Source organism: Bacteroidota bacterium (assembly GCA_030706565.1).
Lineage (GTDB): Bacteria > Bacteroidota > Bacteroidia > Bacteroidales > JAUZOH01 > JAUZOH01.
On the sequence record JAUZOH010000042.1, the window covers coordinates 1 to 16,287 of the forward strand.

The 16,287-nt window shown below is 38.7% G+C and carries 14 protein-coding genes and 1 other RNA gene; 2 read left to right on the plus strand and 13 right to left on the minus strand.

The features are described 5' to 3' along the window. The 5 genes from Q8907_03970 to Q8907_03990 form a co-directional block, all read right to left on the minus strand. The coding region (locus tag Q8907_03970; GenBank protein MDP4273417.1) for a M60 family metallopeptidase at positions 1 to 1,658 on the minus strand (1,658 nt) is incomplete at its 3' end. Between the two features lie 392 nt (positions 1,659 to 2,050). Next, complete coding sequence (locus Q8907_03975; GenBank protein MDP4273418.1) at positions 2,051 to 5,200, minus strand: ATP-binding cassette domain-containing protein; 3,150 nt, start codon at positions 5,198 to 5,200, stop codon at positions 2,051 to 2,053. A 77-nt stretch (positions 5,201 to 5,277) separates the two neighbouring features. Next, entirely contained in the window at positions 5,278 to 6,108 is an 831-nt protein-coding gene (locus Q8907_03980) for a hypothetical protein (protein ID MDP4273419.1), read from the minus strand. A gap of 200 nt (positions 6,109 to 6,308) precedes the next feature. Next, positions 6,309 to 6,665: RNase P RNA component class A (gene rnpB / locus Q8907_03985), an RNA gene on the minus strand. A gap of 58 nt (positions 6,666 to 6,723) precedes the next feature. Beyond that, entirely contained in the window at positions 6,724 to 7,887 is a 1,164-nt protein-coding gene (locus Q8907_03990; GenBank protein MDP4273420.1) for a DUF2027 domain-containing protein, read from the minus strand. Between the two features lie 96 nt (positions 7,888 to 7,983). Here Q8907_03990 and Q8907_03995 point away from each other — a divergent pair, with 96 nt between their 5' ends. Continuing rightward, positions 7,984 to 9,213, plus strand: coding sequence for an S-adenosylmethionine:tRNA ribosyltransferase-isomerase (locus tag Q8907_03995; GenBank protein MDP4273421.1), 1,230 nt, complete (start codon positions 7,984 to 7,986; stop codon positions 9,211 to 9,213). A gap of 92 nt (positions 9,214 to 9,305) precedes the next feature. On the opposite strand, the gene Q8907_04000 is transcribed toward Q8907_03995, so the two are convergent. The 3 genes from Q8907_04000 to holA all read right to left on the minus strand — a co-directional run bounded on the left by Q8907_04000 (position 9,306) and on the right by holA (position 11,688). Continuing rightward, positions 9,306 to 10,271: a hypothetical protein gene (locus Q8907_04000; protein ID MDP4273422.1), complete on the minus strand. Its 966-nt coding sequence runs from the start codon at positions 10,269 to 10,271 to the stop codon at positions 9,306 to 9,308. Positions 10,272 to 10,365: 94 nt separating this feature from the next. After that, the gene (locus tag Q8907_04005; protein MDP4273423.1) at positions 10,366 to 10,596 is read right to left on the minus strand and encodes a DUF3820 family protein; all 231 of its coding nucleotides are present in this window, start codon (positions 10,594 to 10,596) and stop codon (positions 10,366 to 10,368) included. A gap of 72 nt (positions 10,597 to 10,668) precedes the next feature. After that, a complete protein-coding gene (holA, locus tag Q8907_04010; protein MDP4273424.1) occupies positions 10,669 to 11,688 on the minus strand; it encodes a DNA polymerase III subunit delta in 1,020 nt (339 codons plus the stop codon). Between the two features lie 232 nt (positions 11,689 to 11,920). Between holA and Q8907_04015 the strand changes: the two genes are divergently transcribed. After that, the gene (locus Q8907_04015; protein ID MDP4273425.1) at positions 11,921 to 12,097 is read left to right on the plus strand and encodes a hypothetical protein; all 177 of its coding nucleotides are present in this window, start codon (positions 11,921 to 11,923) and stop codon (positions 12,095 to 12,097) included. A gap of 2 nt (positions 12,098 to 12,099) precedes the next feature. On the opposite strand, the gene Q8907_04020 is transcribed toward Q8907_04015, so the two are convergent. The 5 genes from Q8907_04020 to Q8907_04040 form a co-directional block, all read right to left on the minus strand. After that, complete coding sequence (locus tag Q8907_04020) at positions 12,100 to 12,852, minus strand: shikimate dehydrogenase (protein MDP4273426.1); 753 nt, start codon at positions 12,850 to 12,852, stop codon at positions 12,100 to 12,102. A gap of 26 nt (positions 12,853 to 12,878) precedes the next feature. After that, complete coding sequence (locus Q8907_04025; protein MDP4273427.1) at positions 12,879 to 13,652, minus strand: phosphosulfolactate synthase; 774 nt, start codon at positions 13,650 to 13,652, stop codon at positions 12,879 to 12,881. 7 nt (positions 13,653 to 13,659) lie between these two features. Then, positions 13,660 to 15,072, minus strand: a complete 1,413-nt coding sequence (locus Q8907_04030) for a tetratricopeptide repeat protein (GenBank protein ID MDP4273428.1) — start codon at positions 15,070 to 15,072, stop codon at positions 13,660 to 13,662. A gap of 115 nt (positions 15,073 to 15,187) precedes the next feature. After that, the gene (locus tag Q8907_04035; GenBank protein ID MDP4273429.1) at positions 15,188 to 15,973 is read right to left on the minus strand and encodes an AcvB/VirJ family lysyl-phosphatidylglycerol hydrolase; all 786 of its coding nucleotides are present in this window, start codon (positions 15,971 to 15,973) and stop codon (positions 15,188 to 15,190) included. Between the two features lie 26 nt (positions 15,974 to 15,999). Further along, a partial coding sequence (locus Q8907_04040; protein MDP4273430.1) for a 30S ribosomal protein S12 methylthiotransferase RimO occupies positions 16,000 to 16,287 on the minus strand: 288 nt, incomplete at its 5' end.

Here is a 16,287-nt window from a genome sequence, read left to right on the forward strand (position 1 = left end):
AGGTTTTCTACATAAGTCCCGCTTGCGGCATGTCCTTTATAGGTTGCCCCTTCGCAGATGGATACGCTTTCTGTTCTGTCATACACGGGATTTACTATCAATTGCGTGGTGATGATGCTGTCGCAGCCAAACACCGTTTTCAGGTTCTCCACATATATACCGCTTAATGTATGCCCTTTATAACTTTGGCCTTCACAAATATTCTTATTTTCAGTCACATAAAAATAATTAGTAACGGATATTTGACAGGAATCAACAAAATCACCCTCCCTGCTGGTCGCATAAATATACGTGCTTCCACAACTTAAGGCAGTTATAACATTTCCCTCGATTTTGCAGACTGAGCTGTCCCCCACAGACCATAGTATAGATTTGTCCGGAGTATCCGGGGGAGAGAACGTTGCAGTAATATCCGTACTTTCGTTGACATTCAGGCTGATATCATGTTTTGAGAGGTACATTCCCTTTACTTTGCTCAATTTTCTGCGAATCCATTCAAATTCCGGTTCTCTAAAGAAAGACAAAACATTTCTTCCGGCATTAAGGCTAAGAATATTCATAAACATTTTAAACTTTTGATATTCTGTTTTAGGCACTTCAGAATTGGGCATCAGGTTAAAGGCCCTAAAAGTTTTTTTAAAGGGTTCCCAGGATATCGAATCCACTATTTGGGTAAATAAAAAAGTAACCGCATCCCAGGATAGAGAATCCTTTGCAATTACTTCGTTATATTTTGATTGATAATATTTTCGAATATCACCTCCAACGTAAGCTGTATTTTGATAAACAGTTGCATTTAACTGTTCATTAACATATATCATTTTAAAATTAGCCAACATTTCTGCATTCCAAACCCATTTGTAATCCAGGTCAAAATCGTGGCCCAATTCATGAAGTATGCCAAAACTCCAATCCCCTTTAGCGTCTATACTTTTTAACTCGGAATTTATATATCTGGAATTCCACAAAATGGGATTTCCGGCTACTGCCCACCAATTAGGATTGGAAAAATCAGGATTAATGTAGATTTTTGAACCGGAATAAGGTTTTTCACCCACCAGTTCCAAATATTTTTCATAAACCTGATCAAGATTATTGATCCATCCAACTATTGATTGAACATTCACCCCGGACAACATATCAGGAAAGAAGCTTAAAACGATATGGTTTCCCTCAATGACAAGAGATTCCTCAACCTTGATATCATCAAACCAGGCTTTCCCGGTCACCAGGCTGCTCCAGTACCCCAGTCGGCAGCCAATAGTAACTGATGACTGACCATCCGGAACATTATATAAAAACTGAACCTTTTTCCAACCGAATGTGCCATAGAGACTACCCGAATTTGTCCATGTACCATCAATACATATATTTGCACCGGTACCCTGTGAAATATTCTCGCCCTTAATAAAACCGGAGATCAAATAAACTTTACCGGGACTGAGTTGAATTGTTTGAATCCATCTGGAATCGTTACTGCTTTCATTGTAAATACAGGCGCAATGAGAACCATCCTGACTACCAGGTTCCCAACTAAAGGTAACTCCATTAGTTTGCCAACTAGTATTACTCCAGGAAGAAGGTTTATTATTACTTCCAAGTTCGAAGTCTCCATTTAACAATTGACAAACGGCAGTTCTTCCGGTTAAATGAGACAATAGAAAAAAACATAATGAAATTCTTAAAGCCTTGCAGATTGTTTGTTTAGCTTCCTTGATGAAAAAGAATTTTATAAAGATGTCCATCTCTTTAGCAGGTATTACAAATCACGTAATAGAGGCTACTTCTGATTTAATCCACAATTATTCTGAGAAGGGGAATAGAAAAAGGAAAAAGTAATGTCCAGGCTTATTTAATTCTGGTCAAAACTCCTGATCTTATCATTTATCAATCAGAATGTTGAAAATAATTCTTAATCTATATTTTAATAAAATTACAATACAGAAATTAAATACAAAAATAATTTGTAAATAAAATGATAAAATGCTGATCAGAATATTCATAAAAAAAAGCGGTCATAAAACCGCTTTTTTTACATCATCAGATTTTTTCACTCTTTCACTTTGGACGGTCTCCTGTTTTCGAGCTGCTCGACCAGCAACAACCTCAATAACTTCTGCCTGCTTACCCTGCTGAGTTTAATATTCTCCAGATAAGTAACAAACTTTCTGAAAATATCGAAATAAAGCACAATAAACAAAAAGAAAGCACCCAGCCATATAAACACCAGATTAAACCAGAAAGTGTCTATACTCAGATTAAAAATGCGTTTATACGGAGCATAAAACTGAGCCCTGCCTGTTTTTGAATTTGAAACTCGATAAACAGGATCTTTCATGGGAATAATTTCCCCGTCATGAATGGTATATTCATTCAATTCCTTTTCATTGGTCACAACGTCGGCAACCCGCTTATTGACATACTGTTGATTGAAGCGCATAAAATTGTCTTCGCTTCCTAATTTGGTGATCAACGCATCATATTTTTTATCCCGTTGATCGGCAGCCTGATTGTACTTAGCAATATACTGCTGCAAGGCAACCGAAAGGAAATCATTAATGTTATTATAGGTTTCCCTGTTATACTGCCCATTTTTGATATTAGCGGCAAAGGCAGGAAGCTGCCACTGCAGATCATCAGCCAACTTAATCACTTCATTACCCATGACAGTCAGGTTCTTTTGTAATTTGGCTGAATCAACCTTCACCAGCAAGCCCTTGCACTGCTCATTCAGCTCTTTCAAAACCGGAATCCCATAAGACTTATAGAAGATGGACTTTTCAATATCCCTGTCCAGATTATAAAAGTTCCGTTCAAAACGGTTATCCTTAAATTGGGTAACCATAAGAGCTTCGTATGCCCAGCGGCCGATAATTGCATCCCCCACAAAAGGTACATATTCCTGTGAAGTAATCTTGTTGTGCATCTTGTCGTATTCGATGACTACTCCGCTCAGGAGCAACTGGGGTACCATCAGAACAGGAACCAGGATATAGATGGCTGCAGCCGAGCTCAATCCAGAAGAAATGATCAGGCCCATCATATTGGCCGAACAGGAGGCCGTAAACAGGATGAGCCAGTAACTTAAGGTCATTCCTTTGATTTCTAGCATGTAATTTCCAATCAGGACAAAAATCAACATCTGGATGGCCGAGATGATAAAAAGCACCACGATTTTGGAAAAGAGGTAGGAGGAACGGCTCAAATCCAGAAACTCTTCCCGCTTAAGTATTTTCCTATCCTTGAAAATTTCTTCGGAGCTGATCACCAGTCCCAGGAATAAGGCCACAATGACCGACATGAACAGAAAAGCAGGTATATTGGGATTTTCGCTGAAAATATACTTAGGACTATCGTTGACCAGGATAAAACATTTTGAGAAGAAGGCCAAAATGACAGCCAAAAGCGGAGCTTCCAGGGTATTGATCACCAGGTACTGACGGTTGTGCAATTTTGATAAAACATCCCTTTGCAGGAAAATCTTGAATTGTTTAAAATGCCCGGGTATGCTGAAATTGCTTTTAGGAATGGATGAATCATGCTGCCTTTTTATCTTTTTGACATTCACATCAATATTAGAAAGGTACATCTGGTACCATTCTTCGGGGAAAGTTTTGCGTTTGCGGGTCAGCCGGCCATTACTGTCGACCACACGGGCTTCAACAATGCGAAGAATCTGATCGGTATTGATATTACCGCAATTCATGCATTCGCTTTCATCGGCATCGGGATATTTGGCTGCATTTTTAAAATAGGTAACGGCACTGAGGGGATTTCCGTAATAGATAATCCTTCCTCCCAGGTCCATGACCAGCAGTTTATCCAGCATCTTAAAAACATCGGAGGAAGGCTGGTGGATATTGGCTATAACCAGTTTCCCTTTCAGTGCCTGACGCTTCAGGAGGTTGATTACTTTTTCGGAATCGGCAGATGAAAGTCCGGAGGTGGGCTCATCGACAAACAAAATGGAAGGCTCCCGGATCAGTTCCAGAGCGATATTTAAACGTTTGCGCTGCCCGCCGCTAAGAATAGTGGTGATGGCATCACCTACATATAAATCGCGGGCTTCGACCAAATCAAATTCCACCAGGGCTTTTTCAACCACTTTTCGGATTTCTTCCTCTGAATATTGATTAAAACAAAACCTGGCACTGAAATACAGGTTCTGATAAACGGTGAGTTCCTTAATCAGCAGGTCATCCTGAGGCACATATCCGATAATGCCCTTAATCTTATCTTTATCCTGATGAATGTCGTAACCGTTAATTTTGATGGTTCCATTCTTGGGTTTAAGGTTTCCGTTCAACAGGTTAAGCAGGGTGGATTTTCCTGAGCCACTTCCGCCTATAATGCCAATCAACCGGCTTGAATCTTCCGAAAAATTAAACCGTTTAACCCCGTTTGTACTGTTATAATAACTGTACTCTATTTCTTCGGCAGCAAAAACAAATTTATTTTCAATGCCGGCCTGGATAAACTGGCCGGCGACACGGCTGAAATAAAGGGAACCGATTTTGGAACTTTTGATGGTTGCGCCCATTGACCATATATAGGAACGGTCGGGCTTTATATAATGGCCGTTCAGGAACAGGGAAAGCCTTCCATAATAGCGGCAGACATAAGTATTGGTAGAAGGCAGGTGCAGAACAACGATCAAACCGTCTATTTTTTTGTTCACCATGTGCTTGATCTCCGGCCTGTCAGAAGATTCTTTGGAATCGATAATCAGGATCCTTTCCGGATGCTGGCATTGATCCAATTCCCCGAAAGTAAAGGATTTGATGTCCTCATATTCATCTTCCCTGATTTTCAGATGCTGGGCCACAGAATTAATGAATTTCAGTTCTGAATCATCCAAACTATTGCCCCTGCTGACAAAATCAAGGAGATAAATCAGGACAATAATCTTTTGTTCCTGTTCCAGCTCTTCATTAATCTGGGTACATAGTTCAACAATAAAAGAGCCATTGGAAATATTTGACCGGGCTTTCTGCTCGCTGTTTTCGTAAAACTGCTCAGGATGAAACAGCCTGACCTGTCGGTCAAAATATTCAATATATTTATGGACAACCTCATGGGTGTACTGAAGGTCAAGGTAATCCTTAACAATTTCGCGATCGTTTTCAAAATGTCCTTCCTTATTGACATTGGCAACAATAGCGAACAAATGCATCAAGGCTTTTAAAATTGACTCGTTCATCTGTTCATCTGTTTATATGTTAAAAAAACAGCCCATTGCAAAAGCACGGGCTGTCCTTGTCATCAAAAATTTTTACATTAATCAACAAATGATTGACGCACCGTTTGGATAGTTTTTAAAATAGTCATGTATTCTTTTTCAGTAAGGCCCTTGCTTGCTTTGTCAAAAGAAGGCTTCAGCACCATCAGTTTGTTTTCTATATCTTTGATATCCTTGTCTGAATCATGAGCTTTTAATAAGGACATCAGTTTGGTATACGAATCTTTCTGCTTGACGATAATCTTAACCAGGCCTGAATAATGATAAGTGTCCTCGGAAATATGCGTAGCAATGTACATGGCTTCCACCCACATACCGGAAACCATCACTATGGCCAGGTCAGAATTGCTCTTTTCATTCAGGTATTTATAAGTATCGTAAAAAGTATTGGATATTACTTTGGTCAGTGTATCCTTATTGTTTAGTTTTTGCTTGTATTCCTCAGTGAGCATCTTGTTAAGATTGATGTTAATTCCCAACTTGTCAATGAGATTTTTCACAGCTTTGGAATAAAACTTAATATCCTGTTTTTGGTCATAAGCAGCAGCATAGGCTAAATCTGTACCATAAACGCCCAGATTAATGGCTTTGCTTTTTTCCTTAAAATATTTGTCAAGCTTATTGACAGGATTTAATGAAGAAGGAACATAATTAGCTCCTATATCATTCAGCATCTTTGTTGTTTCAAACAAAGTAGGTAGAGGGAAAACTACTTCTTTAACTTCCTTAGTCAAGGTTTTTAAATTAGCACTGTCCGCGGAATTATAACTTTGCTTATCAGCCTGATTTCTACTTTGACAAGAAGCCAGCAATAACATAGCAGCCAGCACAATAGCCAGCCGAGCCTTAATTGTTTTTTTCGAAAACATGTTTTGAAATTTTTTTAATTATACCTTCTTTACAAATATAATTAAATGGAATTAATTATGAGTAAATTCTTCAAAAATTTTAAGCTTAATGGATAGTTTGTTATAATATTAAGCTTTTAAAGTAATTTTTTAAATAAAAAAGATAAAAAAGGAAAATCAGGTTTTATCTGAAGACAAATCCTGAATTTTGTAAAAATAAATTAAAGAGCAGGTTTATAAGCCGGGTTCTGTGTCCAAAATTGGATTTCTATCATTTATCTAGTCCTGGCATCACTGCCAGGCTCAAGCGACCTACCCCCCGGCATTGGACGAGCAGCCCTTAATTGCCGGTATACATGGTCTTACAACCCATACGTTGAACGGCTTCCAATGTCGCCACCGGAACCGGTGAGCTCTTACCTCGCCTTTTCACCCTTATCAGCAAAAGCTGACGGTTATTTTCTGTTTCATTGACAATACCCTCGCGGGTATCTTCCCGTTAGGAAGTATGGTGCTCTTTGTTGCCCGGACTTTCCTCTCTCTGCCCAAAGGCAGACAGCGATAGAACAACCTGCTCAGTAATTTATCCACAAAATTTCCCCTTTTTCAAAGGGAAACAAATATATAATCTTTATCTTATTTAATCAGTACAATTGTTGCCCCATATCCATATTCCCTGAAAGAAGCGTCCTGATACTTCAGCTGGGGATATTTCTGATCCAGGCATTTGCGAAGTTCAAACTTTAAGCGCCCGTTCCCAATGCCATGAATGAATACGATCTTGGGAATATGGTTACGTATAGCCCCTTCAAGGGCAATTTCAAATTTCGCCAACTGTATGTCCATAATTTCATTGGGATCCAGGGATTTATAATTATCCACCAGCTTTTCAATGTGTAAATCCACTTCATCAGGGGCAGGAGTGGCCTGCCTGTTTTTATGTACCACCACTTTTTTCCGTGCCGGTTCCTTTTCCCGGATTATCTCCCGTATATTTTTCCCGGATACCTTGTCCATTTCCTTGGCAATGTTACTCGAAGAAATGTAATAAGTCAGGGCAGGGCCGTCAAAATAATCATTTTCGGAATAATTGTCTAAATTACAGACCAGGGAAGTATCAATTTTTATTTCTTCGGCCAAGGGTTCCTGAGGTCTGTACTTGCCAGTTTTAAGCAATATCAGTTCAAAGCGCAACCCCGTGATTTTGTCCAACTTATCGCGGGTATAGGTTCCAAGAAGAAATTTCGTTTCCCCTTCCAGGGCCCCGCTTTTGATATGACGAAAGCTGCCCTGTTCGTTTGCAGCCAGGTTAAACAGCAATGAATACTGGCAATCATTGATCAAATAAAGGTTGTACACAGAATTTCCCTTTTCCCTGTTATGGGTAAATGCGCACAATATACTGACAACCGTATCCGTATCTTCAGCTGTATCTTCAGGTTCCGGTTCATTCAGCTGCTCAATCAGTTTATTTTCTTCTTTTTTGAAAAAGTAATATTCAGTATCCTCAATCCCGCCTTCGGTTTCTTCTTCTGTCAATTCTTCATCTTCAACCTGAGGGACAGGTTTCTTTTTCCCTTTTCTGATTTCTTCGCCCTGCTTATTGAATGTAGAAACATCATAAACCGCACCTGAGCTATTCTGGGAATCGCCATCATACACCAATTCGGAAAGCAGTACCGGCAGTTCAAAGCCATCTTCAATTTCAACCAATACCGTTGTCTTGTCTATGGATTTGGTAATAATACCGCCGCCTGTATCATTTAAAAATTTTACTTTATCACCTATTTTAAAGTTCATATATTTTTTGAATTAAACACGATCAACCCAAACAAAAGGCTTTTTAAAGCTGATCAATTATTATGCAAAATTAACTAATTTTGCCGTTTATTTAGAATAAATATGGACACCAAAGAAGTATTAATTGACGATTACAATTATGATTTGCCTCAGGAGAGAATTGCAAAATACCCGCTTGCCCAAAGAGACGAATCCAAACTGCTGATTTATAAAAACCAGGATATCCTGCAGGATGTATTTAAAAATATTGCCGACTACCTCGACAGTTCCTATCTGCTGATAAGAAACAATACCAAAGTTTTCCAGGCCAGGTTATTGTTTAAAAAAGAAACAGGGGCGGAAATTGAAATTTTCTGCCTCGATCCGCTTGATCCTTCGGATTATGCCTTATCCTTTCAGTCAAAAAATCATTGTATATGGAATTGTCTGATTGGAAACCAGAAACGTTGGAAGGGCCAGGATCTGACAAAATCATTTGATTTCGAAGGAAAAACATATAGCCTGTCGGCAACCAAAATCTCGGAAGATTCGGGCATTAACGCCATAAAATTTTCATGGGACAACAGCGAAATCACTTTTGCTGATGTCATGGAAGCCTGCGGGTTGATTCCTTTGCCCCCTTATTTGCACCGTGATGCCGAAGATTCCGATAAAGTCAGGTATCAGACCATTTATTCCAAATTTGAAGGTTCGGTTGCAGCCCCGACGGCCGGCTTGCATTTCACTCCCGAAGTACTGGAAAGCCTGAAAGCTAAAAACATTGATACAGCCGAGTTGACCCTTCATGTGGGGGCCGGAACATTTAAACCTGTCAAAACCGAATGTATTGGTGAACATGAAATGCATACCGAGCATTTTTTTGTCAGAAAGGCTGAACTGAAAAAAATCATTGACAATGCTCAAAATATTGTTGCGGTAGGGACAACCACCGTCAGGACATTGGAAAGCCTGTATTGGCTGGGAGTTAAGTTGCTGACCAGGCAGGACGAATTTGAAGAAAATTACCATCTTTCACAATGGGAGGTGTACGACATGCCTCAGGATATTTCTCCAAAAGAGTCGCTCAATGCTTTATATAACTACCTGCTGGACAACAACCTTGAATTGTTGCATGCTTCCACCCAGATCATTATTGCCCCGGGATATCATTACAAATTGTTGAAAGCCCTGATCACCAATTTCCATCAGCCCAAGAGCACCTTGTTGCTCTTAATTGCCGCCCTAATCGGAGATAAATGGAAAGAGGTTTACCACTTCGCAATGGAAAATAATTTCCGCTTTTTAAGTTATGGCGACAGCTCTTTGCTTTTCAACAGAAATCTTTAAACGGCTTGATAAATAAAAATTGCCAGGGTGACCTGGCAATTTTTTATTTTATCGCATCTTCTGCAACTAAAAAAGAATATAATCCAATATTTTCATTCTTGATATTGTGACAGTTCCCTGGTCAGCTTAACGGCTTCCTTCACCTTTATCTTTTTCCCGTTTTGATAAGCAATGACAAATGCACGCGGGACATCGGTCTTGTTTAGTAAATCGTTGGCAGCTTTAAAATTGTCGAATGTACCAATAGAATATCTGTACCAGCCATCTTCATAAATCATATCTATACGATAATTACCTGTGTACAAAGTCCTTAAATACTGTTCACTTAAAGGAATGGTATGAGCAGCAATCTGTACCTTAAAAATAACAGGAGCAATTAATTCTTCTTTTTTTTCAGCATTTACGGATTTCTTTGAAGAATCGACTACGGCAAAATTACTGGGATTGTTAGGAACCTCGTCGGGTTTAACTTTTTCTTCCCAGTCATAAGCATATAAAACAGGCCAATCCTGATATTTTCTTAAAACGCGGTTTTGCTTCTGGATAGCTGTAAATTCCAGGTTCAGGGATGATAACAGATTCATGTAGGCTTTGGTATAATTGGTCATCAGCAGGGACTGCTGGCGTTTATCCTGGGCCGCTTTATAATAAATTTTAGATTCACGTTCCAGAGTCTTGGTTGGTACCAGTTCCTTGACATATACCCCATGAACCTTTTCCCAAAAACGGGCTATATATTTTTCGTTTGTTTCATACTTTATCTTGTTGGCATTGCTAAAAGCATCAGAAGCCTCTTTCATCTTCAGATAGGCGGTCTTATTACATTCCTTGTTTGAATCGGCCAGGCTGATATCAGGCTGGAACAAAGTTTCTGCTTCTCCCATCAGTTTTTTGCTTTCTTCAATCTGGGAATTGGCTTTGTCAATTTTCCGCTGGTCAGACTTGCTGTATGCCAAATTGAGATTGTCATCCGCCGGTATATCCACTTTCTGTGCTACAACAGACGAATAAAGAAATCCGCTACAAGCAAGTACAATGATAAATTTCCACTTATTCATTTGTCCGTAGTTTTGTTTAAGTACAAATTTAAAAACCAAATAACAGAAAAAATTTTAAATAGCTGCAGGTTTAGTGAAAAAAATTACGGCAACCTCACTTTTTCAATGGTTTGAACAGATATTCCAGTCCATTAACCTTGATTTCATAAACCTCTGCCAGCATTTTGCCCAGTTCTCCCTTAGGAAACCCTTTCTGCTTAAACCAAACCACATAAGGTTCGGGCAAATCAATCAACAACCTGTTCGCATACTTTCCAAAAGGCATCCTGGCATTGGCCAGCTTAAGCAGGTGTTCCTTATCAGGGAAAACATCATTTTCTTCCATAAAGGGTTTAATTTTAATCTATATATTTGTTTCTGACCTTATTCCGCAGGATCCAAAGGCTTACGAAAGGAATCAATGCATAACCTTAAATACCAATTCTTTCAGAAGCTCACCCTGAGGCACAGAGACGCTTCCTTTACCTTTTGATTTCAAATCATATTCCCGTAAAAGGGAAATATTCTCAACCGCTTTACGGGCGCTGTATTTTTTTGCAGCCAGCTCATAATCCTTTACAAAAAACGGGCTTATTTTAAGGGTAGAAGCCACTTTGTACTGCGATTTATCATTCATATAATGGTAAAGCAATATCTTATTAAAAAAAGCATAAAGTATGGAAAAGGTCAACACAATAGGATTACTGCTTGGATTCTTGGAAAAATGGTCAATGATGCGGTTGGCTTTTAAAACATTTTTCTGCGCAATGGCCTTTTGCAATTCAAAATTATTGTAATCCTTGCTGATCCCAATGTTTTTTTCAATGTGTTCGGGAGTGATATTGTTACTGTTAGCCGGAAGAGTAAGAATAAGCTTATTAATGGCATTGACGATTTTGCTCAGGTCGTCACCCAGGAAATCAACCAGCATACGCCCACCGGCGGGATCAACAGTATAATGGTGACTTTTCAAATATTTTCCAATCCATTCAGGTATCTTATCTTCATAAATCTTGGAAGATTCAAATAAAACGCCGTTGCTTTCAACCAGTTTGTAAAGTTTTTTCCGCTTATCCAGGGTTTTATACTTATAATCAACAACCAGGACGGTCGATTTTAGTGGTTTTTCAACATAATAGGCCAGTGTTTCTATGTCTTTGATGTTCTGTGCTTCCTTGACAATGACCACCTGGTATGGGGACATCATAGGGAAACGTTTGGCGGTATTGATCACAGTGGCTGCATCAACATCACGGCCAAACATGACAATCTGGTTAAAATCCTTTTCTTCTTTAGTTAAAACGTGGTCTTCAATATAATCCGAAATTTCGTCGATGAAATAAGATTCTTCGCCCATCAGAAAATAAATGGGAGAGTAGCTCTTATTCTTCAAATCACTCATGATTTGTTCGAATGTCACCTTGGGTTTTGCAGCCATGATCTTTCAGAATTACAGATAAATGAAAAAGATATAAAACCTATCTTTTTAAGATACCAAAAGTAACAATTATGAGCATTTCATCATTCCTAAAAAAAGAAAAGTTGCCTATAAATTTAAATTAAGGGGTTCAACACATCAGTCAATAAATTATATTTACAAAGTCATTTTTTGAGAGATAGTCATTTAAAGTTTCCTGAAAATCGTGAAGACTCATTTTAAACTTATTTATATGCGGATTTATTCACCCAAACAGTTGATCGTCCTATTCGTTATGCTGCTGATTTTATCGGCAGCCTGCGCTTCCACGCACAAATATCACAAAATGAAAGCTATGCCTTGTCCCTGCGAGAAAAAACAAAGCCAGATTTTTGTACAACCCGGCTCACTGCAAATATTTTACAGTTAAACTTATTCTTTACGGTTCCAGATTTCCCAGGACCTTTCTGCCTGTAAATGAAGCATTTCCAATCCGTTTTTTACGATTGCTCCCCTTTCTTTTCCATGTTGGAGAAAAAGGGTTTCATCAGGATTATAAATCAAATCGTAAAGTAAGTGGTTCGGGCCTATCCACTGGTAAGGAATTGCGGGACATTCGTTAAAATGGGGGAACATTCCCACCGGCGTGGAATTGATAATCAGTGTATATTCCTCAATAAGCTGACGTTCAAGCTGGACATAACTTAAATCTGAAGAAGATTTAGGGGAACGGGAAACAAAACGGTAACGTATTCCCAGCGAATCCAAAACAAAGGAAACTGCTTTGGAAGCTCCACCTGTCCCCAGGATTAATGCTTTTTTATGTGAAGGCTCCAGCAAAGGGAGCAGGGAATGATAAAAACCATACACATCGGAATTATGACCGCTTAATCTTATCTTTCCACCTGTTCTGCTGATTTTTATGGTATTCATTGCACCGACTTTCCTGACAACATCATCCATGCTGTCCATAAAAGCCATTACTTTCTCCTTATAAGGAATGGTAACATTTAATCCCCTTATTTCTGTATATGTTTCAAGAAGTATGGGCAATTGGGATATATCCTCAAGAGGGAACAATTTGTATTCGGAATCGGCAATCTTCTCCTTCCTGAACTTATTTGCAAAATATTCAGGAGAAAATGAGTGGGAAAGAGGATAGCCAATTAAACCATATATATTCATTCCCCAGTTCCTCTTTCCATTTAAGATTATTTTTTCAATTCCTTGGGCAGAAAATCAAAGAAGGTATCACCCCTGAATCCCAACCTCAGGCATTCTAATGGGATGACATCGGCTGTAGCAATATTTCCAACGTTCACATTGGCACCCAGGAGTTTGATAAACCAAACCTGTTGATTTTTATTGGGCGCTTCCCAGATGATATTTTCAGATTTGACATTGGTGATAATGTCGTCAATCAATTCGATATTTGCAGATCCGTCTTGATTATAAATACCGATATTGCCGCTTTCACGGGCTTCGCCAATCACTTTCCAGGCTCCGGCTTCCAATTCGCTTTTCATCATCGAAATCCATTGGGCGGTAGGGATGATCACCCCGGCATGTTTTGAACCTACTTCAGAAACAACAGTAACCTGAGTGGAGAGTTGACGTATATATTCAAGCTTCTGGTCATGAGGCAGTTCCATGGAACCATCGGAAACTTCCACCATTTCCAGCTTATATTTGTCAATAAATTTCCTGTATTCATCGAACATATTGCGGACAATAAAAAGCTCAAAGAGGGTACCGCCAAAATAAGGACGAACATTAGCCTGTTGATAAATCTTAATCTTTTCTTCCAGATTGTTCGTTATCAATGCAGTACCAAATCCAAACTTCACCAGGTCCGTATATTCGCCGGCAGCAGATACAAAATTTTCAGCATCTCTTAGGCTCAGGCCTTTATCCATCATCATGGTCAGGCCATTTTCTCTAGGTTTTTTACTTCGTTCGGGCAGGTAAGGTAAATTAAAATTCATAATTTTTTTATTTGATTTTAGTATAGTTGGTAACTAAGTCAAGGAGTTTCTTAAGATTCAAAGCCTGGGGGTAAAATTCTTTAACCTGTTCCCATATTTCGGGATATAACTTAAGTCCGCTTTCGAAAGCTTTATATCCGGCAACAAATCTTCTTTTAATAAAATAATAGGATGCCAGCCTGTAATACAAAATTGCACTGTCGGGATTATTCGTAATTCCTTTTTCCAGGACATCTATGGCATCTTCAACTCTTGACATCTTTAAATATTGCTCTGAACAATTCAACCAGGCTTCCACATCTTCGGGGTCCAGCTCAATAACCTTCAGGTACGACTCCACAGATTGCTTATATTGTTCAAGCTTGGTATAATTGTTTGCCAGCGAAAAAAGATATTCTGTATCATTGGGCGAAAGATGGGCGGCTTTCAAGAAATAACGGATGCTTTTTTTGAATTTTCTGTTCAAAAAATAAACCATCCCCATTCCATACCAGGCATCCGAAAAATCCTTGTCCAGACTGATTGCCTTATTATAAAAAAGAAGTGAATTGGTGAAATCGCCAAGCTTCTCGTAACATTCACCCATATAACAATAAGCCAGCTCATTATCATCATCTACGGCCACACAATCATTGTATGCATCTATGGCCTTATCATATTTTTTTTGGGCCAGGAGTAAATTCCCCATATTAAAACCGGCAGATGAATTTTTTTCATTGATCACCAGGCAAAAATCAAATGCCTTAATCGCTTCCTCTGTTTTATTCAACTGACAATAAACCAGTCCCATATTAAACCATGCATTTTCCGAAAAAGCATCTTCGTCCAGATACTTATTGTAAAAAATGATGCTTTTTTCAGCTTCGCCTAACTTGTCGTAACAGTAGGCGATATCATAGAGAACCGATTCATTTTTCCGGTTAAGTTCATAAGCCTTAAGCAAATACTTCAGAGCCGTTTTATTTTGATTGAAATGTTCAAAAGATAAGGCAATATTGTACAATACTTCATCTTTATCATCGTAGGTGACAGAGAGAGCCTGATCGAACTGCCTGGAAGCTTCTTTGGTCCTTCCTAGCTGATTATAGGCTATACCCTTGAGCACCATGACTTCATAATTACCGGTTTCAATCCTTTCCAGTTTTCTAAGTATGCTCATGGCCTTGATGGGCTGCCCTTTATCGAGTAAAATCTGGGCCATTTTCAGCTGGATCTCTGTTGATGAAGGATGTTGCTTGTTGGCAAGATTTGCAGCATGAACAGCACTATTAAATTTGCTTTCGTCAAGATAATGATCTATTATGTCTTCAAATTCATGTACATCGAAAAAATACTGCATATTTTTTTTCAACATATCTTCATACCTGCGTATTACATCATCATAATCATCATCAAATAATTTTTCTCTGTCTTCTCTCATTGGCTGTCCTAAATAAACATACCTTACAAAAATAGTAAATATTTATTCCGAAAATAAAAAAAATAAATTTTTAACTGATTTAAAAAATAAAAGACTGATTGTCTTGAAATTAAAATCAATTCAGATCTTTCAGAATAGCTTGGATGATTTCGTCATAACTTCTGTCGAAATGATGTCCTCCCTTTGTATAATAAAAATGTACCCGTTTATCGTGGATCAGGGAAGGAATTTTAGTATTTTCGTCCTGGCCGAAAATACATAAAACCTTGGTATTTTGAAGATTCCTTACTTCATTGACCACGTCATACGTATCTTTGCGGCTATCTATGCTCAGCATGTCAATGAAGTGGATTTCAAAACCTGTCCTTTCGGTAGGCGACAGCATTACCACCAAAGCTGTCTTGTTTCTCAGGGAAGGAATAAATTTTCTGGCCACAAAAGGAACAATTTCAGCACCGAAAGAATATCCGATTAAAATGATCTGAGTCCTGTTCCAATACTTCAAATAATAGTTTATAACCGGTTCAATATCATGAGCAACCATTTCAGGAGTCTTTTTGTTCCAGAAATAATGAAAGGCATCCAGCCCTATGCAGGGAATATTTTTCTTTGCCAGGTGTAAAGCCAGTTGCTGGTCGAACCATCCCCAGCCGCCATCACCCGAAATCATAAACACCAATGGAAGCCCGGGCTCACTGGAAGCAGGGAAAATATGCAAAGGAAGCTGGAAGACAGAAGATTGACCACAAAGTGGCTCTGATGAAGAAACGGGAGAAACAGGCCTGTTTTTACTATAGCCAGGCACAGGAGGACTGATTCCTTTGTTTACCGGGAATGCCAGTATTAAAGGGTTAAACAGAAAAAAAACAGATAAAGAAAAAGTGACAAGTCCTTTTTTCATATCCACGTAATTTTTTAAGGGAAAAATCAGAAGGCTAATTCACCTGTCAGTTCAAAGTCAGAAGATGAAACAATTTTAACGGGGTAAAAGTTTCCGATAGTAAGTTTTTTTCCGTTTTTGGCAATAAGTACTTCGTCATCAACTTCAGGAGAATCAAATTCTGTGCGGCCGATATAATAATCATCAACCTCCCGGTCAACCAGAATTTTAAATATTTTTCCTACTTTTTCCCGGTTCAGTTCGTTGGATATTTCAGCCTGTATAGCCATAATTTCATCAGCCCTTTGCTGTTTCAAAGCATCGGGTACATTGTC